This is a genomic window from Kitasatospora sp. NPDC001261 (assembly GCF_042896795.1).
Classification (GTDB): domain Bacteria; phylum Actinomycetota; class Actinomycetes; order Streptomycetales; family Streptomycetaceae; genus Kitasatospora.
The window spans coordinates 67,254-88,310 of record NZ_JBIAXP010000005.1 but is presented as its reverse complement, the minus strand read 5'-3'; the positions used below and the strand labels follow the sequence as shown (position 1 = coordinate 88,310).

Genomic DNA, 21,057 nt, shown 5'->3' with positions numbered 1-21,057 from the left:
AATCGGCCGATGCCGACAGTGGAGGTTTTCTGATGCACCATTCGATATCCCGGTCACGGGGGCGGGGGAGGGGAAGGCCGCCGCTGCTGGGCAGGCTCTCCCTGGGCCTGCTGCCGCTGGCTCTGACGGCGGGGCTGGTGGGATCGGGCATCTCGACGGCTTCGGCCGTCGAGCCGACCGACGCTCAGCTCCAGCGGAGCGCCCGCGACATCACGGTCGAGGCCTGGCTCAACGGTGGCCCCCGCGTCCACGAGCTCGCGGAAGCCGTGCTGGCGGGCTCGGACCAGGACGTGAAGCGGTTCGTCGACAACGATCTCGCCGGCGCCCAGCGTCTTGACGACCTGCTCGCCGCCACGCAGATCTCCAGTGTGGGTGGGCCGAAGGTCCGCGAAGCCGCGGACAAGGCCATCGGCGGCACCGCCGGCGAGCTGCGCGCCTTCCTGCAGAGCGGTTGGCAGGAGGCTCTCAACGCCGACCGGCGGCTGTGGATCACCCGGCTCACCGACCCCGCGATGGGCGCGGGCAGCAACCTGCAGGCCGCCGGCGACGCCGCGTTGCGCAGCAACAGCAGCGACGACCTGCAGCGGTTCCTGACCGAGGGACAGTTCCCGGCGAAGGACTCGGACGACCGGCTCAAGCTGGTGCAGATCCTCAGCGCGGGTGGCACGAACACCCAGGCGGCGGCACGCGCCGCGCTGAACGGGTCGATCGAGGACGTGCGCGACTTCCTCGCGACCGGCCAGTACGTCGCCCAGAACCGTGACATGGAGCGCGCGAGCATCGCGCTTCTGGTGCAGCAGGCGAAGGACGCGGGCGCGCAGGCGGCCCAGGAGGCCGCCGCGGCCATCGAGGCCAAGGACAAGGCGGTCCACGAGGCGCAGGAGGCCATGAAGGCCGCCGCTCTGGCCGCGTCCGAGACCCAGCAGGCCGGCAACGACGCGGCCAGGGCCACGGAGGCGGCGAACAAGGCGGCGACGGCCGCCGAGCGTGCGGGCAAGGCGGCGAACACGGCGCTGGCGGCCGCGCGTGCGGCCAACGCGGGCGCACGCGCCGCGGCTTACGCGGCGTCGAACGCGGCGGCCGCGGCGTCCGGTGCCCAGCGGGCCGCCGCCGCCGCGCGGAACTCCGCGGCCGCGGCCGCCGGTGACGCGACGAAGGCGCACGACGCGCGGGTCGCGGCGGACGCCGCCGACGCGGCCGCGAAGCTGGTGGACGCCGCCAAGGACACGCTCGTCCACGCGGACAAGGCCCTCAGCGACAGCCAGACCGCGGCGGGTGCCGCGCTGAGCGCGAAGGGCAACGCCGATTCCGCGGCGGGGTCGGCCGAGCAAGCCGGTGCCTACGCGGACAGCGCCGGCGGGCAGTCGGCGAAGGCCAAGCAGGCCGCGGCGGCCACCCGCCGTTTGGCCGTCGAGGCCGGTCGCGCCGCCGCCGCCGCGCAGCAGTTGGCCGGGGAGGCCGCGACGCAGTCGCAGACGGCCGCGGCGCTCCTGAAGTCCGCGGGCGAGCACGCCGCCGCGGCGGCCCAGGCCGCCCGGTACGCCGCCGAGCACGCCGGCCAGAGCGCGAACGCCGCGCAGGAGTCCACCGACCACGCGAACGCCGCCTCCGGGTTCGCCGCAGACGCCCAGACCGCGGTCGACAAGGCCAACGCGGTCCAGGACCTGGCACGCCGCATCGAGGCCGAGGACCTGACCAACCGCACCGCGGTGGCCGTGGAGAAGGCCCGGCAGGCCAAGGCCGACGAGACGGCGAAGCAGGCCCAGACCGACCAGGCCGCCCGGGACGTCCAGAAGGCCCGGGCCGAGGCCGAGCGGCTCGCCCAGCTGGCCAACCAGCCCGGCGCCACCCCGACGCAGGTCGCCACCGACGGCCGCAAGCTCGCCATGGTCTCCCGCAAGATCTCCGCTTCCTGGGGGAACTCGGCGGCCGTCGACGCCCTGTCCGGTGACGACGCCGCCGTGTTCGCCTACGTGAAGACCGGGCGACGGGAGGCCGAGGAGCGCGACGCCCGCGACAGTGTCACCGCGATCCACAAGAACTCCGACAGCGAGGCGGTCCGCACCGCGGCCTACACCGCGCTGCAGGGCAACGCCGCCCAGCTCGCCACCTTCCTGACCAGCGGTCAGTACGAGGCCGTCGCGCCGGAGAACCGGCTGACGATCACTCGCCTCAGCGACAAGGCCGGCCCCGCCGTCAAGGCCGCCGCCGACGCCGCGCTGCGGGTCAACACCCCCACCGCGCTGCGGGACTTCCTCGGCAAGGGCCTGTCGGACGCGCAGGCCGCCGACGACCGTCTGACCGCCACCCGGCTGGAGGACGCCCCGGCCACCGAGCCCGAGCTCAAGGCCGCGGCGAAGATCGCCCTCGAAGGCCCTGTGCAGGACCTGCGCGCCTTCGTGGCCCAGGGCCAGTACACCGCGCAGCAGAAGGACCGGCTCGCCGCACTGCACGTCGCCGACATCAAGGGCCTGATCGCCCAGGCGACCGCCGCCGCCGCGACCGCCCAGAAGAACGCGGCCACGGCCCAGGCCGCCGCCGCCATCGCCCGCAACGCCTCCAACGAGGCCAACGGCTACGCCGCCCAGGCCCAGGCCTCGGCCAACACCGCCGCCGAGCACGTCGCCAAGGCCCAGGCCGCCGCCGACGCTGCCGCGGCCGACGCCGCCAGGGCGGCGGCCTCCGCGAAGACGGCCAACGCGGCCAAGGCCTCCGCCAACCGCGACGCCGCGAGCGCCGTCCACTCCGCCAACAGGGCCGAGCAGTCGGCCCGGCAGGCCCGGTCGGCCGCGACCGACGCCTACAGCTCCGCTGCCGATGCCCGGGCCTCCGCGGAGGCGGCCGGCAAGGACGCGACGGCCGCCCAGGCCGCCGCCGACGACGCCCGCGCCAACTACCAGGGCAAGTTCGACGCCGAGCAGAAGGCCGAGGCCGAAAGGCTCGAGGAGGCGCGCAAGGAGGCCGATTACAAGGCCCAGATCGAGAAGGAGAAGCAGGACTCGATCGCGGGCATCGAGGAGGAGATCAAGAAGGCGAAGGAGGACAACGAGACCTCCAACTCCATCTACCGCCTCGTCTCCGAGACCATCCACCTCACCCTCGACGTGATCGGTGGTGCGGGCGGCGTCATCGCCCCCGGCCTCGCCGACATCGCCGACCTCGTCAACTGCGCCTACTACGCCGTTGAGGGCAGGACCACCGAGGCGGTCGAGTCCTGCATCGGGGCGATCCCCTTCATCGGCGACGGCGCCGCCATCGCCAAGCTCGCCCGGTGGGCGAAGAAGTTCGGCTCCTGGGGCGAGAAGGCCGTCGAGTTCATCCAGAAGCTCGTCAGGCGGGTTCCCGCGTCCTGCCCGGTGCCGAACAGCTTCGCGGCGGGTACCCCCGTCCTCATGGGCGACGGCTCCACCCGCGCGATCGAGACCGTCAGGATCGGCGACGAGGTCCTCGCCACCGATCCCGTCAGCGGGCTGACCGGACCCCGCCGGGTCTCGGCCACCATCTACGGCCCGGACGACCGGGACTTCACCGACATCTCCCTGGGTGCCGGACGCTCCCTGACCAGCACCGACCACCACCCCTTCTGGGCCGGGAACCGGAAGGCCTGGATCGACGCCGTCGACCTCGAGACCGGCGACGAACTGCGCGACCCGGCCGGCCAGCCCCGGCGAATCGAGAGCGTCCGGCACTGGAACACCCTCCAGGGCGCCTACAACCTCACCGTTGACGAGCTTCACACGTACTACGTGGTCGCGGGCGACACGCCGGTGCTGGTACACAATGCCAACAAGCCGCTGTGCCTGGAGAAGCTCACCAGCAGCGACGTCGAGAGCGTCTTCCACCGCGGCACCTTCGACAATCCCAGCGATCAGTTCCTGTATCACTACAAGTTGCAGGGGGCCCCGAACGGCATGTCGCAGACGGAGTACATCGCCGCGGCCAAGGAGGCGATGGAGCGTGTGACGAAGCCTGGTTTCCTGAAGGACAACCCTGGTTGGAAGGTCAATAAAAAGCCCATCGGAGCCCACGAGGACAAGCTGGAGGGGCTGGCGTGGACCAACGAGGCAACGGACGAAGTGGTGTTCACGTCGATGGATCGCAGTAGGGTCGTGACGTACCACCCCCCGAAGAGGCGGTAACAGAATGATGCGACGACCGGTGGAACTGAGCTTCGTCGATGCCTACACCATCTGGAGTCACGTTCCATATCCGCCGCATTCCACAACGCCGGAGTTGGGGAAGCTCCGCGCCGATCTCGCGATCGCCCACGAGCACACCACGGGGGCCGTCGTCTTCATGAGGACCGGTGCGTTCAGGCCGTCGGGTGCGGATGTCCTGACGGAACTCGACGAGATCATCACTCAAGCCGGTGTCCTGTGCGGGGAGTACGCGGGGGAGGACCTGGCGGTCGCGCGGGAGATACACGCCTACGCGACGTTGCTGGCGATCGTCTACCGGGGTTTCCTCGAAGCGGGTGAATCCGTCTAGGCGGTAGTTCCGTCGAACCGCAGAACGCCCGGCCGGGGTTTCCCGGCCGGGCGTTCTGCGTTGTCGGTGGTTACAGGCAGCTGAGGCGCTCGGCCAGGGCGCGGGCGTGGGTGGCGGCGGTGGGGCCGCGGGTGGGGTCGGGGGCTTCGGAGAGGAAGACCAGGGCGAGCATCAGGGCGGCGTCGAGGCGGCAGGCGAGGAGGGTGGGGTCGTCCTCGGCCGGGACGGGGGCGAGGGTGGCGTAGCCGGCGCGGAGGGCGGGCAGGTCGAGGTCGTTCTCGGGGTAGCGGGCGTATTCGGCGAGGCGGCCGAACTCGAGGGCGGGGGTGCCGAGGAGGGCGTTGGACCAGTCCAGGAGGGCGGTGGTGCGGCCCTGGTGGCGGCGGATGTTGGAGCTGCGGACGTCGAGGTGGAGGAGGCTGCTCCCGGTGAGGGGGGAGAGGTGCCGGGCGAGGAGGTCGGGGGCCGGGGGCTCGGGCCAGTCGGCGACGAGGCGGGCGAGTTCGGCCCAGCGGCGGCCTATCCGGGTGGTGAGGGCCTCGGCGGTGGTGCCGCCCTCGGCGGCGACGGGGTGCAGTGGCGGCGGGGGTGCCTGGTGGAGCCGGGCGAGGAGCCGGCCGAGGGCGTGGGAGTCGAGCGGGGTGCCGTCGTCGGGGACGTAGTCGGAGAGCAGCACGTCGGGGGAGTCGGGGTCGTCGGCGAGGACGAGTTCCCGGGCGCGGGCGACGGGCAGGCCGTGTTCGGCCAGGTGCCGGGCGATGGCGTGCTCCTGGACGAGCAGGGCGCGGGTGTCCACGTGCGGGTCGTTGGCGTTGGAGTCGAAGCGGTGGTGCGCGAGCCGTACGGCGACCGGTTCGCCGTCCCGGGCCCGGGCCCGGAAGACGGTGAACTCCAGGCCCTTGCCGACGAGTTCCAGGCCGCTCAGGCCCCACTGTCCGGCCAGTCGGTCCAGTACGGCGAAACGCTCACTCATGGTGCATCCTCGGTGGTCTTGCGACGGTCGGTCGCCCTGCTGTCCCTCAGCAGGGCGTAGGCGATCGGCAGGCAGGTCAGCAGGGTGACCACGCCGCCGAGGGCGAAGGCGGCGCGCGGCCCGGCCGAGGCGCTCACCCGGCCGAAGACCAGCGCGCCGAGGGGCATGGTGCCCCAGGCGAAGAGCCGGTAGACGCCGGTGGCCCGGCCGAGCATCCGGTCCGGGATGATCGTCTGGCGCAGGGAGACGGCGACGACGTTCCAGACCATCAGGGCGAAGCCGGTGACGCCGTAGGCGACGGCGACCACGGGGACCCGGTCGGTGGCGGCCACGGCCAGGCCGGCGGCGCCCATCAGGGCCAGGTTGCCGACCAGCGCGGGGACCCGGCCGACGGCCTTGCTGAGCCGGCCGGCGACCGCGCCGCCGACCACGCCGCCGACCGCCCCGGCGGCCAGCAGAGCCCCGTACGCGGCGTCCGGGAGTTCCAGCACCTCGCGGACCAGGATCACGAAGACGGCGATCTGGCCCAGGTAGACGGCGTTGATGACCCCGGCGGAGACGGTCAGGGCGCGCAGCAGCGGATCGCGGAGGACGAAGGCGACGCCCTCGCGGATGTCGGCCAGCAGGCGGGGTTTCCCGGCGGCCGGCCCGGGTTCGGCGGCAGGCCCGGATTCAGGCCCGGACTCGGGCACCGGCCCGCGCACGCCGCGCAGCAGCAGCGCGGAGGCCAGGAAGGAGACCGCGTCGATCACCAGCGGGACGGCCCGGCCGACCGTGAACAGCACGCCGCCGACGACCTGCCCGAGCAGGTCGCGGCCGACGGTCTGGACGGCGAAGAGCCGGCCGTTCGCCGACTCCAGCCGGTCCTTGGGCACGACGCTCGGCAGCAGCGCGAAGGACGCGCAGTCGAACAGCACCTCGCCGACGCCCAGCAGGAACGCGGAGGTGAGCAGCGGCCAGAAGGTCAGCCGGTCGGCGGCGAGCAGCAGGACGGTGAGGACCAGCACCGCGGCGCGCAGCAGGTCGGCGAGGACCATCAGCAGCCGCCGCTCGAAGCGGTCGGCGTACGCGCCGGCGGGCAGGGCGAACAGCAGCCAGGGCACCGTGGTCGCGGCGGTGACGGCGGACACCTGGAAGGCGTCGTCCAGCACCGCGGTGGACAGCAGCGGCAGCGCGGCGAAGCGCATGCCGTCACCGACCGCGGAGGAGGCGGCGGCGCCGAGGACCCGGTGGTAGCCGGAGGAGGGGCGGACGGCGGTGTCGGTGCTCACCCGCGCGGCTCCGCGGCGGGGTTCCCGGCCGAGAAGACGGCGCAGCGCAGTTCGCTGGTGTACCGCCGGCCGTCCACGTCCAGCCAGCGCTGGTCGGGGGCGGGCAGCATCTCGGAGACCTCCAGGGTGCCCTCGGCGCGGGCGGCCAGCCGGCCCAGCTGCCGGACCAGCAGCGGGGACTCCCAGTCGACGTAGACCGGCTTGGGCTCGCCGGGGACCTTGACGAAGACGTGCCGGGGCAGCCGGTGCTCGGCGCGCAGCCGGCAGGCGGCGACGAACAGCGCGGCGTCGTCCCGGCCGGTCTGGCGGCCGAAGGCGGCGGTGTCGCGCAGCCGGGCGGCGGGGATGCGCCAGGTCTCGCGCTGCAGCACGACGCGGCCGCAGCGGATGCGCGGGATGTGCGCCAGGTCGGGGGCGTCCAGTCCGGCGCCGCCGAAGTGGCGGGGGAAGGCGAACGGGGAGAGCGGGTCCTGCCGGATGCTCGGGCCGCCGGCCGGGGGCGCCATCAGGCGCAGCCGGCCCTCGACGCCGTGGGCGCGCAGCTCCAGCCGGCCGTCGCGCAGCACCAGGTAGAGCTGGGAGGGCTGCAGCACCCGGTCGCGGGACTGCGCGGAGCGGCCGTAGACCTCCAGGTCGTGGCAGGGGTAGACGAGTTGGGTGGAGGACTTGTCGGGGTGGCCGCGGGACAGGTTGGCGAGCACCTCGTCGTCGGCGAGCAGGGACTGGTAGCCGCGGTACACCTCGGAGAGCAGTTCGGGGGTGTGCTCCTGGATCAGCGGGCCGAAGCTGGTGTGGGTGATGACCTCCCGCACCGCGTGGCAGTCGCCGATGACGGCGGTGAACCGGCCCTCGGCCAGGTCCTCCCGGCTCCGCGCGGCGAACAGGATGTCCGGGTCGCAGACGGCGGGCGGGCTGCTCGGCTGGGCGGCGAGGACGGCGGCCATCCGCTCCCGGTCGACCACGACCTCGGAGCGGTCCGGGTCGGTGGCGGCCTCGCCGAGCAGGGCGGCGCCGATCTCCCGGTCCAGTTCGGCGAGTTCGGCCTCGACGGCGAGGCACTCGCGGGCGATGGCGTCGCGGTCGCGGAAGAACTCGGCGTAGAGGACGTCCAGCGGGATCTCCACGCCGGGGCCGAACCGGTCGGCCACCCACCGGGTGAGGATGACCAGTTCGCGCCGCATCCGCAGGCGCGGGCCGGCCAGCACGGTCTCGTACACGATGGACAGCTCGTCGGTGATGAAGCGGGCGAGGTCCGGGCCGACGGTCAGGTCGGTGGGGCGGCCGCGGGCCTCCTCGAACAGGATGCTGCGGTCGGCGTAGTGCAGGCCGCTGTTGCGGTTGGCGGGGCCGCCGGTCAGCTGCTCGAACCGGGCCTTGCTCTCGGCGAGCGCGGCCGCGCGCTCGGGCAGCGGCAGGGCGGCGAAGCGGGTCAGGTCAGCCTCGAAGCCGTCGATCGCGGTGAGCAGCGGGTCGGCCAGCGGGGCGGGGGCGGCGAGCAGTTGCTCGCGCAGGGCGGCCAGCGGCCGGTGGTCGCCGATCGGGATCTCGAACTCGACGACCACCCATTCGCGCTCGGCGAGTCCGGCGAGCACCTCGTCGAAGGGGACGGGGCAGCGCTGCTCGTCCTGCCAGGCCCGCCGCAGTTCGCTCAGGGTGCGTTCGCCGTCGCAGTGCTGCCACAGCCAGGCCTCGTACGGTTCGACCGGGCGCCCGCCGAGGTGCTGGAAGTCCCAGTCGGTGTCCAGGCCGTCGCGGGTGGTGAAGGCGTAGAGGTCGATCCGGCCGTCGCGCAGGAAGGACAGCGGGCGGCGCCGGGGGCGGGCGTGGTCGAGCAGGCCGGGGACGGCGGCGGCGCTCTGGGCGAGCTTCTCCGCGGCCCAGTGGCTGAACAGCGCGCGCCGTTCCAGCTCCCGCTCGCCGGACCAGGTGATGCCGGGGGCGGTGCCGACCCGGCCGGGGGTGAAGGGGCCGAAGTGCGAGTGGGTCTCGTTCTTGGTGGTGACCCGCTGGAGGTACATGGTGAGCAGGTCGGTCATCTTGCGGGTGCGCCGCCCGGTCGCGCCGTCGTGGGCGTCGAGCCAGGCGGCGAAGGTGGGGTAGGCGGAGTCGTTGGAGAGCAGCAGGACCTGCCGCAGCCGCTCGTCGCCGAAGGCCTTGACGACGGCGGCCCCGGCCCGGTCGAGGCGGTCCTGGTGCCGGGCGGCGAACCGGGTCTGCTCCTCGGCGAAGTGCCGGGCGGCGTCCTGGTAGGCGCGCAGGACGGCGGCCTCCTCGGCGGGCACGGCGGCGGCCGCGGCGGCCAGCTCGGGCTCGGGGACCGGCAGCAGGAACCCGGCGGGGGAGGACAGCCGGGCGGCGCCGGGCACCGGGTGGCGGCGCAGGGCGGCCTTGAACGCGTCGGCCAGCTCCTTCAGCCGCTGCCCGTGGGCGACGAGCTCCCGGGCCTCCTCGGCGGCGGCCGGGTCGGCCAGCGGCGCGAGCAGCTCCATCGGGAAGCCGGCCTGGCGGAGCACGACGACCGGCGCGAGCTGCCAGGGGACGCGCACCCCGGGCTCGGCGGCGGTCCGGGGATCGTTGACGGTGGTCACGGCCTCACCTGGGGGATCGAGTGGACGGGCGGACGGCGGTCGTGCAGGGCGTCCAGGACGGCGAGCGGGTCGGCGGGGAGCGCGGGCAGCAGGCCGGGGCTCGGCGCCCAGGGCTTGACCCGCACCCCGTGGTAGTCGGACCCGGCGGTGGCGACCAGGCCGAGCCGCCCGGCCGCCTCGGCGAGCCGGGCGCTGTCGGCCGGGGTGTGCCAGCTGGTCCACACCTCCAGTCCGGCCAGGCCGGCCGCCCGCAGCGGCGCCAGCAGTTCGGCGCACCGCGGGGCGTCCAGGCCGGCGGTGTGCGGGCCGGGGTGGGCGAGGACGGCGACGCCGCCCGCCCGCTCGATCCAGGACAGCACGTCCACCAGGTCGGGGTTGACGGGGTGTTCGACGTGCAGCGGCCGGCCCGGGCGGCACCAGTCGGCGATGAGGCGGGCGAACCGGTCGTCGCCGTCGGCGTACGGGGCGAACCGGGGGTCGTCCCCGGCGGCCTCCAGCAGCAGGGCCAGGTAGTCGTTGACGTAGGCCACCCGGTCGCCGCCGAGGCGCCGTTCGACGTCGGCCCGGGCGATCGGCACGCCGAGGGCGTGCGCCCGGTCGGTCCAGGTGCGCCACCAGGCGAGTTCGGCGTCGTGGAGGCGTCCGATCCGCCGCCGGAACGCCTCGTCGCCGGGGTCGACGAAGTAGGCGAGGCAGTGGGTCTCCTCGCCGCGCCAGGTGGTGGTGATCTCGCAGGCCGGGACGACGGTGAGGTGCCCGGCGGCGGCCCGCTCGAAGGCGGCGACGCCCGCGAGGGTGTTGTGGTCCGTCACGGCGGCCACCCGCAGCCCGGCCTCGACGCACCGCCTCGCCAGGTCGGCCGGCGCCTCGTCCCCGTCCGAGTGCCGGGTGTGCAGGTGCAGGTCGACCGGGGTGGCCAGGGTCGCGGGCGCCCCCCGCATCAGCGGGACCTCCACGCCGACCGGGATCCCCGCGCCGGCAGGGATCCCCGCGTTGGCAGGGCCCCCCGCGCCGGCAGGCTCCTCCGCATCAGCGGGCCCCGGGCAGGGTGCGCCGCCAGGAGGCGGCCAGCCAGCGCTCGTACTCGGGGCCGGACGGCTCGTCCACGACCAGGCAGAGCGGCTCGATGATCCGCCCCGCGCCGCCGGCCAGGCCGCCGTGCAGCATGGTCAGGTTGTGGCCGAGCAGCAGGTCGCAGTGCTCGCCCGGGGCGAGCACCTCCCAGCGGCGGCGGAACCGCGCCCAGGTCAGGCCGGTGGCCATGAGCAGCTGGTGGCAGAAGAGCCGGGCCGCCTCGCCCCGGCACTCGCCGCAGGCGCACTCGCGGGCCAGCGGCACGGCGGCGGGGTAGCGCCGCCGCTCCTCCTTGGTCAGGTCCGCCTCGCTGTGGTGGAAGGACAGGCCGTGCCAGAACGTCTCCTCCAGCCCGAGCATGGCGCCCACCGACGGGTAGGCGCAGCCGTGTTGGGGCTGGCGCTCCAGGCCGCGGCGCAGGTTGCCGCCGAGCCAGCGGGCCGCGCCGGCCACGGGGTCGTCGCCCCGGTCGATGCCGCGCCGCTCCAGCACCTCGTCGATCACGCCGAGCCAGTCGTAGTACGTGGTGACGCTCAGCCCCTCGCCGACCTCGGGCAGGAAGATGCCCTGGTACATCTTGTGCGCGGCGGTGGTGGTGTACCCGGAGTCGCCGTAGGTGCGCTGGGCCGGGTCCCAGTCGGGGGCGTCCTGGAGGCTGGGCGTCAGGTACGAGCAGTGCTGGCCGTCGTGGTGGGGCAGCAGGGTCCGGGTGGTGTAGCCCTCGGGGACGTAGGTCTGCTGCGCCTTGTCGACCTCCAGCCGCATCCGGGCGGGGGCGCCGCGGGCGATCAGCGCGGTGCGGACGCGCTCGACGATGCCGGTGGACAGCCGGCGGCTCTCCTCGACCCCGAGTCGCAGCCGGCCGATCCGGAAGACGGCGTAGCCGGTCCGGTGGATGACCTCGACGGCTCCGGCGGCGAGGTCGTCCAGCGCCCGCTCGCGCTCGGCGGGGGCCCCGGAGACCAGCGGGGTACAGTCGAACTGCGCTTCGTGGGGCGTGAATCTCACCGGTGCTCCAGGGGTGCGGAGGGGGTGCCGGGGGCCCAGGGCGCGAGTTCGGCCGGGGCGACCTCGGTGCGGAACAGGAACTCGAAGAGCAGCCGGGCGGCGATCTGCGCGGTGCCGCCGGACGGGTCGTAGCGGGGCGCGATCTCGGCGATGTCGACGGCGCCGACGGGCAGCGCCCGCAGCTCCTCGTAGACGTCGAGGAGGTCGCCGATGCCGATGCCGCCCATGGTGACGTGCCCGGTGCCGGTCGCCGCGGCGCTGTCGAGCACGTCGATGTCGAGGGAGACGTAGACGGTGTCGCAGCGCGAGCCGAGCTCCTCGATGACGGGGCGCAGGGCCGCGGCGGCGCCGTCCCGGGTGATCAGGGAGCCGGGGACGACGTGGAAGCCGCTGTCCAGCAGGCCGCGGAACTGGTCGTACTTGGTCACGTCCCCGACTCCGACGAAGGCGATGTCCTCCGGGCGCATCTGCGGGATCTCGCTGATCCGGCGGGAGTTGGAGCCGTGGTAGAGCGGCCCGTGCAGGGTGCTCCAGTTGCCGAAGTCGAAGTGGTGGTCGATGTTGATGAACCCCACCCGGCCGGCGCCGCGGTCCAGCCGGCCGGCCCGGAAGCCGGCGAAGGTGGGGAAGGTGCAGGAGTGGTCGCCGTTGAGGAAGATCAGCCGCGGGGCGTTCTGGCTGAGCCGGCGGCTCTCGGCGGCGACGGCCTGGAAGGTCTTGACGGTGTCCGTCGGGTAGATGTGGAGGTCGCCGGCGTCCGCGACGCGGGGCGCGTGGTAGCGGAAGGTCTGCCCGGTGCGGGTGTCCAGCATCCGCCACTGGCCGAGGCTGGTGAGGTAGCTGGAGAAGACCAGGCTGGCCTGGCGGACCGCCCGCGGCCCCTCGGCGGCGCCGGGCCGGGAGCTGGCGGTGGCGTCGTAGGGCACGCCGGACACCACCCAGCCCGTCTCGCCCACGTCCACCTGGTCGGCGGTGGTGGTGGGGGCGCCGAAGAGGGTGCCGACGCCGGCCCAGCCGGGCAGCGGGTCCTGCTCGAAGTCCTCCGGCTTGACGCTGGTGCGGAGGGCCTCGAAGTCGGGGAGCTCGGTCATGTCAGTTCTCCTGCGCGGCGGGGGTGACGGACAGGCCGGGGACGGCGGAGGCCGGGGCGGCGGGCAGCGGGTCGCGGATGATGGCGTGCGCCGCGGCGATCTTCTCCTGGAACAGGTCCCAGCTGTCCTCGGGGGACAGGTGCCGGGGCCGGTAGACGACCGGGGCGTCCTCCCGCCAGTCGGCGAAGTCCCAGTTGAAGATGCGCTCGCGCAGCCTGGGGAAGTCCGGGGTGAGCGGGTACGGGACGAAGTTGTAGAGGTTGAAGAGCCACAGCGCCGATTCGTTCTCCCGCATCCAGCTGACGGTCTGGCCGTGCGCGGCCTCCGTCTCCTCGTCCAGGCCGCCCATCATGTTGAGGACGATCTTCAGCCCGGCGTCGCTGAGTTGACGGATCTTCGAAGTGTAGTCGTCCAGGCCGCGGGAGAGCTTGTTGAGGCGCTTGAGCATCTGCGAGTCGGCCGACTCGAAGCCGAGCTCCACGGCGACGACGCCGAGTTCGAGCATGGCCTCGACGATCCACTCCTTCACCTGCATCACGTGGGTCTGCACGATGAAGCGGTAGCCGGGGCGGTCGCGGAAGACGTCCAGCAGGTTGCCGACGGCCTCGCGGGACTGGCCGAAGGTCTTGTCGCCGATGTAGAAGAGCCGGGTGTCGGGGAACCGGCTGGTCAGCTCGTCGACCTCCTGGGCGAGCGCGTCCTTGGCGACCAGGGTGAGCTGCTTGCTCCAGGCGTCGCCGCAGAACGAGCACTGGTACAGGCAGCCGTGGCTGGCGTTGAGCCGCAGCAGCGGGACCCGGCCCTGGTAGCCGCCGAGGTGGCGGTAGTCCGGCGCCCAGGTGATCCGGTCGGACACCAGCCCGGGCAGCAGCGGCTTCTCCAGGCTGCCGCCGGACCCGGAGGCGAGTTCGACGAGCCGGCGCACGAAGGTGGCGTCGAGCTGGCCGCGGTGCACGGCGTGCACGGCGCCGTCGGGGGCGAGCGGGGCCATGTTGCCGCCGAGGACGACGCGCCGGCCGGCGTGCTCCAGCCGCTTGGCCACCTCCAGCGCGAGCCGGAGGTTCTGGGCGAGCGGGGACATCAGGACCAGGTCGCCGGGGGCGGTCGCCTCCAGCAGCGGCTCGGCGCAGTGCTCCGGCTCGGCCGGGGTCCTGGACAGGTCGCGGAAGACGGAGTCCAGGCCCGCGGTGTTCAGCAGGGCGGTCAGGTGGGCGACCCAGAGCGGCATCTCCCACAGGCCGTCGGTCGGGATGAAGTACTCGGGCAGCATGGCCCGGAAGCGCCTGTCGTAGTCGTCGTAGTAGCGGGCGAGGTTCGGGTCGGGGTCGTGGCTGGAGGGGAAGGGCAACTGGACGATGCAGCTCTTGGTCATGGCGGTGCCTTCGGTCGGTGAGGGCGTGGGGTCCTCGACGTGGAGCACTCAGTGGGGACGGCGCGAGAAGACCGCACAGCGCAGCTCGCTGGTGTGACGTTCTCCGTCGATGTCGAGCCAGAGGTGCTCCGGGGCGGGGAGCATTTCGCTGAACTCCAGAGCGGCGGCCGTCTTCCGGGCGAGCCGGAAGACCTGCCGGACGATGAGGGGGGATTCCCAGTCGACGTAGACCGGTTTCGGCTCGCCGGGGATCTTCAGGAAGCCGCGGCGCGGCAGGCCGAGTTCGCGGCGCAGCCGGCGGGCGGCGGCGAACTCCGGGGCGTCGCCCTTGGAGCGGTGGACGCCGGGGCTCCAGCCGCGCAGGGCCTCGGCGGGGACGCGCCAGCGCTCCCGGTGCAGCACGATCCGGCCGCAGCGGATGCGGGGCACGTGGTCGCGGTCCCGGTCGCGGACGCCGACGCCGCCGAAGTGGCGGGGGAAGGCGAACGGGGAGAGCGGGTCCTGGCGGATGCTGGGGCCGCCCGCCAGCGGGGCGAGCAGCTTGAGCCGGCCGGCCAGGCCGTGGGCGCGCAGCTCCAGCCGGTCGGCGGTGGCCACCAGGTACAGCGCGCCGGGCTGGAGGACGTCGCCGCGGGCCTTCGGGGAGAGCCCGTACACCTCCAGGTCCGGGCAGGGGTAGGTGAGTTGGGCGCCGGTCTTGTCGGGGTGCGAGCGGGAGAGGTCGACCAGCACCTCGTCCTCGTCGAGCAGCCCCCGGTAGCGGTCGTGGACCGCGTCGAGGAGTTCGGGCGCCTCGGCCTGGAGCATCGAGGCGAAGCTGGAGTGGGTGAGCGCCTCGCGGACGGCGTGGCAGTCCCCGACGACGGCGAGGAAGTCGCCGCGGCCGATCGCGGCGGCGTCCGGCGCGGCGAGCATGACGTCCGGGTTGCACAGCGCGGGCGGGGTGTCGGGGTGGCGGGCGAGCAGCTCCTCCAGCCGGGCCCGGTCGACGACGCTCTCGGAGCGGCCGTCCTCGGCGCCGTCCAGCAGCAGGTCGACGACCTCCCGGTCGAGCGCCGCGATCTCCCGGTCCACCTCCTCGCACTCGGCGGCGAGCAGCGGCTTGTCGGCGAAGAAGGCGGCGTAGAAGTCCGGCAGCGGTACGGGCGTGCCGGTGCCGAAGCGCCGTGCCGTCCAGCGGTGCAGGATGTCGAGCTCGCGGCGGACGCGCAGCCGGGGGACGAGCAGCGTCAGGTCGTAGACCACGGACAGCTCGCGGCCGATCAGGGCGGCGACGTCGGGGCCGAGGACGACGTCCCTGACCGGGCTGTACGCCTCCTCGTAGAGGATGCTGCGGTCGGCGTAGTGCCGGCCCTCGGAGCGGTTGGCGGCGGAGCCGGTGACCTCCTCGAAGGCCTGCTTGAGCTCGCCGAGCAGGGCCGCGCGCTGCTCCGTCGGGCCCTCGGCGAAGCGGCGCAGCCCGTCCTGGAAGCGGCGCACCACGGCGAGGTCGGGGGAGTCGTCGGCGAGCTGTCCGGCGAGTTCGCGCAGCACGTCGGTGGCGCCGATCGGGATCTCCCGGCGGCCGATCAGCCAGTCCTGGTCGACGAGTTCGGCGAGCACCCGGTCGAAGTCGCGGTCGGCCGGGCGGTCCGGGCGGTCGGCCCAGGCGGCGCGCAGCCAGGCGACCGTGCGCTCGCCGTCGCAGTGCTCCCAGAGCCAGGACCGGTCGGCGTCGAAGGTGTCGGCCTTCACCGCGACGAAGCGCCAGCCGTCCGGCATGCCGGTGGTGCTCTCGAACGCGTACAGCCGGACGACGGGGCCCTCGGCGAAGGCGAGGGGCCGCCGCCGGGGGCGCACCGCCTCGAAGGCCTCCGGCCGGGCGCTGAAGACCTCGGCCATCGCCTCGCCCGCCCAGTGGCTGAGCAGGGCGATCCGGCGCAGCGGGCCGGTGGACCAGCCGACGCCGGGGGCGGCGCCCTCCGGTGCGGTCCGGGCGACGGCGAGGGGGCCGAAGTGCGAGTGGGTCTCGTTCTTGGTGGTGACCCGCTGGAGGTACATGGCGAGCAGGTCGGTCATCCGCTTGACGTGGCCGTCCGACCCGGCGCCGCCGGAGGCGAGCCAGGCGGTGAACTCCTCGAAGCGGGCGTCGTTGGACAGCAGCAGGACCTGCTGGAGGGAGGGTTCGCGGAACAGGTCCACGACGGTCCGGCGGGCGTCGGCGAGGGCGGCGCCGTGCTCCCGCTCGAAGGCCTCCCAGTGGCCGTCCAGGGCCTGCACCGCGTCCTGGTAGCGCTTGGCCGAGTCCAGGGCGGCCGGGCCGAGTTCGGCTTCGAGCCGGGCGAGGTCGGCGGGCGGGAAGGGGCGGAGCATGCCGACGCCGGAGGCGAGGTCGCCCCGGGTGCCGGCCCGCTCGGCGCGCAGGTCGGCCTTCAACCGCCGCCCCAGCTCGACGGCTTCGTCCCGCAGGTCGAGGACGGCGTCGGCGGCCCGGGCGGTCGAGGGGGCGACGACGCGGTCCAGCAGCGAGAGCGGGTAGCCCGCGTGGCGCAGCATCGCGACCGGGGCGAGGGACCACCCCGGGCCGCCGTCCGCCCCGGTGGTCGGGGTGCGGTCGCCTCCCGTCGGAGGTCGCGCGCCGTCCGGACGCGGCTTCGGCTCGTCCATGATCGCCCCCTTGTGGCTGACTTGATCACGACAGTTCGTGACCATAACAACGTGTCGAGGGGGCGTTCAATAACGATGTGGTCAACGCACGGATTTCCGGCCGAGATTGACCGGTCGTCAGCCGAAATCCGTGGTGGTGCTCCAGGGCCCGACGATTGGGATGGCTGCAAACGGCCTGTTTCGACCCGAACGTGACGCTCGCTCGGGGGCCGGGCTCTGCCGGCTCAGGAGGCGGTACGGGCGTACGCGGTCAGCCAGTTGAGGTCGCGGTGCCCGGCGCCGTAGCGCTGCCGCTCGTTGACGACGCGGACGTCGGCCCCGGTGAAGCCGGCCGCCTCCAGCAGGCCGCGGACCCGGTCGGCGGTCTGGTAGCGGAAGAAGCGGGCGGCGTCGGCGCTGAAGGACTCGACGAACTCCTCCTCGCCCTCGCCCTCCTTGAAGCTGACGAACAGCGCCCCGCCGGGCCGCAGTACCCGGTGGAACTCGGCCAGCGCGGCCGCCACGTGCTCGTCCCTGAGGTGCAGCAGCGTCGCCTGGGACCAGACGCCCGCGAAGGAGGCGTCGGGGAGGTCCAGCGCGCACACGTCCATGCGCCGGAAGTCCAGCCCGGGGTGGAGCTCCCGGGCCCGGGCGACGAAGGGCTCGCTCAGGTCGACGCCGGTCACCGCCACGCCCCTGGCCGCCAGCAGGGCCGTGTCGCGGCCGAAGGCGCACCCGGCGTCCAGGACCGGCCCGGCCGGATCGGGGAGCATCCCGGTGAAGAGGTCGAGCTCCTCGTCCGGGACCATGCCCTTGGTGGCGGACTCGTACTTGTCGGCGCTGTGCTCGTAGGCGGCGATGGTGCGTGAGAGGTAGTCAAGCATGCCTGAAACCTACCCTCGTGGGGGTCGGAGCGGATCGGAAGGGGGGCGCCCCGGACGGGACGCCCCCCTTCCGGGGCCGGTCAGGACTGCGCGGCGAGCAGCGCGGCCAGCCCGTCCAGCCCCCGGTCGACGGTGGCCGGGTCGACCTGGCTGACGGAGAGCCGCAGTTGGTGCTCCCCGCCCGTCCCCGGGTAGAAGTGCGACATCGGTGTCCAGATCACCCCGTACTCCGAGGCGGAGCGCTCCAGCAGCGCGTCGTCCACCACGCAGGGCACCGTGAGCACCAGGAAGAACCCGCCGCGCGGCTCGTTCCAGGTCACCCCGCAGCCGGGCGGGAAGCGCCGGGCCAGGCCCTCCAGCACCAGCGCGAGGTTGCGCCGGTAGAGCGCGGCCACCTCGGTGTTGGCGGCCCGCAGGCTGTGGCCGTGCTCCAGCAGCGCGCCGCCGATCACGGCCTGGGCGATCGGCGAGGTGTTCACCGTGGTCATGCTCTTGATCATGCCGAGCAGGTCGGCGAACAGCCCGGTGCCGCCCTGCCCGTCCGCCACCAGCTGGTCCGCCACCACGTACCCGACCCGGGCGCCCGGCAGGGCCGTCTTGGCGAAGGAGCCGAGGTGGACCACCCGCCGGTCGGTGTCCAGCGCCTTGAGCGAGGGCAGCCGCTCCTCGCCGGCGAAGACGCAGTACGGGTTGTCCTCCAGCAGCAGGAAGTCCTCCTCGGAGGCCAGCGCCAGCAGCTCCCGGCGCAGCTCCAGCGGCAGGCTGGCCCCGCTCGGGTTGGCCACGTCCGGCACCAGGTAGAGCGCCCGCGGGCGCAGCCCCTCGGCCCGGGCGGCGGCCAGTTGGCGGCGCAGGTCGGCGAGGTCCACGCCGTCCGGGCCGTCGGCGACCGCCCGCACCGGCAGGTCGGCCAGCAGCGCCGCGCCGGTCAGCCCCACGTAGGTGGGGGAGACGGCCAGCACCAGGTCCTCGGGGCCGCGGCGCAGCGCCCGCAGCACCAGGAACATCGCCTCCTGGCAGCCCACCGTGACCACGATCGACTCGGCGGGCACCTCGATGCCCTCGTCGGTGGCGAGGTGGGTGGCGATCAGCTCGTGGATGATCCCCTTGGTCCGCCCGTACTGGAGCACCTGCCGACGGGCCGCCTCCTCCGTCAGCCCGCGCTCGGTGCGCAGGTGGTCGAGGTAGCGGTCCAGGTGGCGGTGGACGGCGTCCAGCTCGAAGAACTGCTCGGCCGGCCGGCCGGCCGCGAAGGAGACCGCCTCCGGGTAGCGGATGGAGATCTCGTTGAGCAGGTTCATCGAGGTCATCGCCGGGTCGGCGAGGGAGGTGTGCAGGCCCGCGAGCAGCAGGTCGTGCGGTGCGGCGATGGTGGTCACGGGGTGCTCCAGACGGGGCAGGGCAGGGTGGTGGTGCGCAGTTCGGCGGCGGCCCGGGGGTCGGCGCAGCCCGCGAGGCCGAGCGCGTGCCGCAGCTCGGTGGCGAGCAGGTCGAGGACCTCGGTGCAGCCCGCCTCGCCGCCGGCCGCCAGGCCCCAGATCAGCGGGCGCCCGAGCAGGACCCCGGTGGCGCCGAGGGCCAGCGCGGTGAGCACGTCCGAGCCGCCGCGCACCCCGCTGTCCAGCAGCACCTGGCAGTCCTCGCCGGCCAGCGCCTCGGCGACCTCCGGCAGCATCGTCACGGCGGGCACGGCCCGGTCGAGCTGGCGGCCGCCGTGGTTGGAGACCACCACGGCCGCGGCGCCGATCCCGGCGGCCCGCCGGGCGTCGGCCGGGTCGAGCACGCCCTTGACCACCAGCGGCAGGTCGGTCTCGCCGCGCAGCCACTCGAGGTCGGCCCAGGTGACGCCGGGGGAGAGCAGCTCCGCGGTGTGCGCGGCCACCGCCGAGACGGCGGCGGTGGACTCGTGCGCCCGCCCGGCGGCGCCGCCCTCCAGCAGCGCCGCGCGGACGTCCGACGGCAGGGCGAAGGCGTTCCTGGCGTCGCGCAGCCGGCGGCCCATGTACGGCACGTCGGCGGTGACCACCAGGGCCTCGCTGCCGGCCTCCTCGGCCGCCCTGACCAGGTCGAGCAGCCGGCCGCGGTCGCGCAGCCAGTACAGCTGGAACCAGAGCGTGGCGCCGGTCTTCGCGAGCTCCTCGAAGCCGACGCTGCTGAGCGTGCCGACGGTGAACGGCACGCCCGCGGCGGCCGCGGCGCGGGCCGAGGCCAGCTCGCCCTCGGGGTGGAACAGCCGGTGGTAGGCGACGGGTGCCACCGCCACCGGCAGGGCCGCCCGGCTGCGCACCAGGGTGGCGGCGGTGTCCCGGGTGCTGACGTCGGTCAGCACCCGGGGCACCAGGGCCACCCGGTCGAAGGCGGCCCGGTTGGCGGCGAGCGTCAACTCGCGCTCGGCACCGCCCTCCAGCCACTCCCAGACCTCGGGCGCGAGCACGGCCCGGGCCCGGTCGGCGTACTCCGCGACGGACAGCGCCGGGCGCCCGCCGGCCGGGTCGGTCGGTGGTTCGTTGCGGACGGACGCGCTCATCCGGCCACTTCGCTGGCGTTGCGCTGGAGCTCCACGGCCTCGTAGAGGGCGCGGATGTTGTTGCTGCCGAAGTTGCGGGCCCGGATGCGCTCGATCACCTCGAAGAAGAAGGTGTTCCGCGGGTGCTGGGAGCGGGTGAAGATCTGGAACAGCTGGCCGTCGTGGTCCTGGTCGACCAGCAGGTTCAGCTCGCGCAGCTGCTCGAAGGAGTGCCGCAGCGGCGTCAGGCGGCCGGGCAGCGCGTCGTAGTAGGTCTGTGGGGTGCGCAGGAACGGCACGCCGCGCTCGGCCATGGTGGAGACGGAGTGCACCGCGTCCTCGGCGGCGAAGGCGACGTGCTGCACCCCGGCGCCGCCGTGGCCGGCCAGGAAGGAGGCGATCTGGCCGCCCGCGTCCGCGGTGAGCGGCTCGATCAGGGTGAGGGTGACGCTGTGGTCGGCGCTCTGCACGACCGCCGAGTCCATGCCGAGCGCGCCGACCTCGACCCGCTCCTCGAAGATCGTCCGGAAGCCGAAGACCTCGCGGTAGCGGTGCTCGGTCTTGCGCAGCTCGCCGAACGGCACCAGGACGGCGAAGTGGTCGACGGTCCGCAGGCCGACCTGGCCCTCGCCGGTCAGCGGGGCCGGGTCGGGCAGGCCGGGGATGCGGCTGGCCGGGACCTCGGGGCCGCGCTCGATCAGGGTGTGCACCACCTCGCCGAAGGCGTCGACGACCGCGGTGACGCAGCCGTCCGCGGCCTTCGGCTCGCCCAGCGCGGCGGCGCCGCGGGCGGTCAGGGTGCGGTACGCGTCGGTGGCGTCCGGCACCCGCAGGCCGAGGGCGCCGACGCCGTCGCCGTGCCGGGCCAGGTAGCCGGTGGCCGGGTGGCCGGCGGCCAGCGGCTGGGTGAGCAGCAGTCGGATGGAGGCCTGGCCGACCAGCGCGGACAGGCAGCGCTCGGCGGCCTCGCCGCGCTCGGTCGGCGGGACGAGCAGCTCGAAGCCGTACTCCGTGGTCAGCCGGGTGGTCTCGGCGCCCAGGTCGGCCACGTAGAACTCGACGTGGTCCAGCTCGACGGGGATCGGGGTGACGGTGGGAGAGGAACGGTCGGTCATCAGAGGAGCTCTCTCGTGAGGAGGACGGGAGGTGCTGAGGGACGATCGGGTGGAGCGGGCGT

14 protein-coding genes are annotated in these 21,057 nt (G+C 74.1%); 2 read left to right on the top strand and 12 right to left on the bottom strand.

Annotated features, from left to right (window positions below; all coding sequences use genetic code 11):
• Nucleotides 1–32 precede the first annotated feature (32 nt).
• Together ACFY4B_RS08935 and ACFY4B_RS08930 are read left to right on the top strand one after the other, a co-directional pair.
• Nucleotides 33–4,139 carry a polymorphic toxin-type HINT domain-containing protein gene (locus ACFY4B_RS08935; protein ID WP_387966981.1) on the top strand — a complete coding sequence of 1,369 codons (4,107 nt, stop codon included), beginning with the start codon at nucleotides 33–35 and terminating at the stop codon, nucleotides 4,137–4,139.
• Between the two features lie 19 nt (nucleotides 4,140–4,158).
• Nucleotides 4,159–4,488, top strand: coding sequence for a hypothetical protein (locus ACFY4B_RS08930; protein ID WP_387966980.1), 330 nt, complete (start codon nucleotides 4,159–4,161; stop codon nucleotides 4,486–4,488).
• A gap of 70 nt (nucleotides 4,489–4,558) precedes the next feature.
• On the opposite strand, the gene ACFY4B_RS08925 is transcribed toward ACFY4B_RS08930, so the two are convergent.
• The 12 genes from ACFY4B_RS08925 to hppD form a co-directional block, all read right to left on the bottom strand.
• Nucleotides 4,559–5,461: a phosphotransferase family protein gene (locus ACFY4B_RS08925; protein ID WP_387966979.1), complete on the bottom strand. Its 903-nt coding sequence runs from the start codon at nucleotides 5,459–5,461 to the stop codon at nucleotides 4,559–4,561.
• Entirely contained in the window at nucleotides 5,458–6,732 is a 1,275-nt protein-coding gene (locus ACFY4B_RS08920; RefSeq protein ID WP_387966978.1) for an MFS transporter, read from the bottom strand. The genes ACFY4B_RS08925 and ACFY4B_RS08920 overlap by 4 nt, the downstream gene beginning before the upstream one ends.
• A complete protein-coding gene (locus ACFY4B_RS08915; RefSeq protein ID WP_387966977.1) occupies nucleotides 6,729–9,320 on the bottom strand; it encodes a lantibiotic dehydratase in 2,592 nt (863 codons plus the stop codon). Before ACFY4B_RS08915 ends, ACFY4B_RS08920 begins: the two co-directional genes overlap by 4 nt.
• Nucleotides 9,317–10,261 carry a PHP domain-containing protein gene (locus tag ACFY4B_RS08910; protein WP_387966976.1) on the bottom strand — a complete coding sequence of 315 codons (945 nt, stop codon included), beginning with the start codon at nucleotides 10,259–10,261 and terminating at the stop codon, nucleotides 9,317–9,319. Before ACFY4B_RS08910 ends, ACFY4B_RS08915 begins: the two co-directional genes overlap by 4 nt.
• A gap of 88 nt (nucleotides 10,262–10,349) precedes the next feature.
• Nucleotides 10,350–11,402, bottom strand: coding sequence for a hypothetical protein (locus tag ACFY4B_RS08905; protein ID WP_387966974.1), 1,053 nt, complete (start codon nucleotides 11,400–11,402; stop codon nucleotides 10,350–10,352).
• A complete protein-coding gene (locus ACFY4B_RS08900; RefSeq protein ID WP_074004064.1) occupies nucleotides 11,399–12,493 on the bottom strand; it encodes an arginase family protein in 1,095 nt (364 codons plus the stop codon). The genes ACFY4B_RS08905 and ACFY4B_RS08900 overlap by 4 nt, the downstream gene beginning before the upstream one ends.
• A 1-nt stretch (nucleotide 12,494) precedes the next feature.
• Nucleotides 12,495–13,865, bottom strand: a complete 1,371-nt coding sequence (locus ACFY4B_RS08895) for a radical SAM protein (RefSeq protein ID WP_074004065.1) — start codon at nucleotides 13,863–13,865, stop codon at nucleotides 12,495–12,497.
• Between the two features lie 48 nt (nucleotides 13,866–13,913).
• On the bottom strand, nucleotides 13,914–16,511 hold the full coding sequence (locus ACFY4B_RS08890; protein WP_387966973.1) for a lantibiotic dehydratase: 2,598 nt from the start codon (nucleotides 16,509–16,511) through the stop codon (nucleotides 13,914–13,916).
• A 224-nt stretch (nucleotides 16,512–16,735) separates the two neighbouring features.
• The gene (locus ACFY4B_RS08885) at nucleotides 16,736–17,374 is read right to left on the bottom strand and encodes a bifunctional 2-polyprenyl-6-hydroxyphenol methylase/3-demethylubiquinol 3-O-methyltransferase UbiG (protein WP_074004067.1); all 639 of its coding nucleotides are present in this window, start codon (nucleotides 17,372–17,374) and stop codon (nucleotides 16,736–16,738) included.
• Nucleotides 17,375–17,454: 80 nt separating this feature from the next.
• Nucleotides 17,455–18,684: a PLP-dependent aminotransferase family protein gene (locus ACFY4B_RS08880; protein ID WP_117492098.1), complete on the bottom strand. Its 1,230-nt coding sequence runs from the start codon at nucleotides 18,682–18,684 to the stop codon at nucleotides 17,455–17,457.
• A gap of 65 nt (nucleotides 18,685–18,749) precedes the next feature.
• Complete coding sequence (locus tag ACFY4B_RS08875) at nucleotides 18,750–19,901, bottom strand: alpha-hydroxy acid oxidase (protein ID WP_117490519.1); 1,152 nt, start codon at nucleotides 19,899–19,901, stop codon at nucleotides 18,750–18,752.
• Entirely contained in the window at nucleotides 19,898–20,995 is a 1,098-nt protein-coding gene (gene hppD / locus ACFY4B_RS08870) for a 4-hydroxyphenylpyruvate dioxygenase (protein ID WP_387966972.1), read from the bottom strand. The genes ACFY4B_RS08875 and hppD overlap by 4 nt, the downstream gene beginning before the upstream one ends.
• Nucleotides 20,996–21,057: the final 62 nt, after the last annotated feature.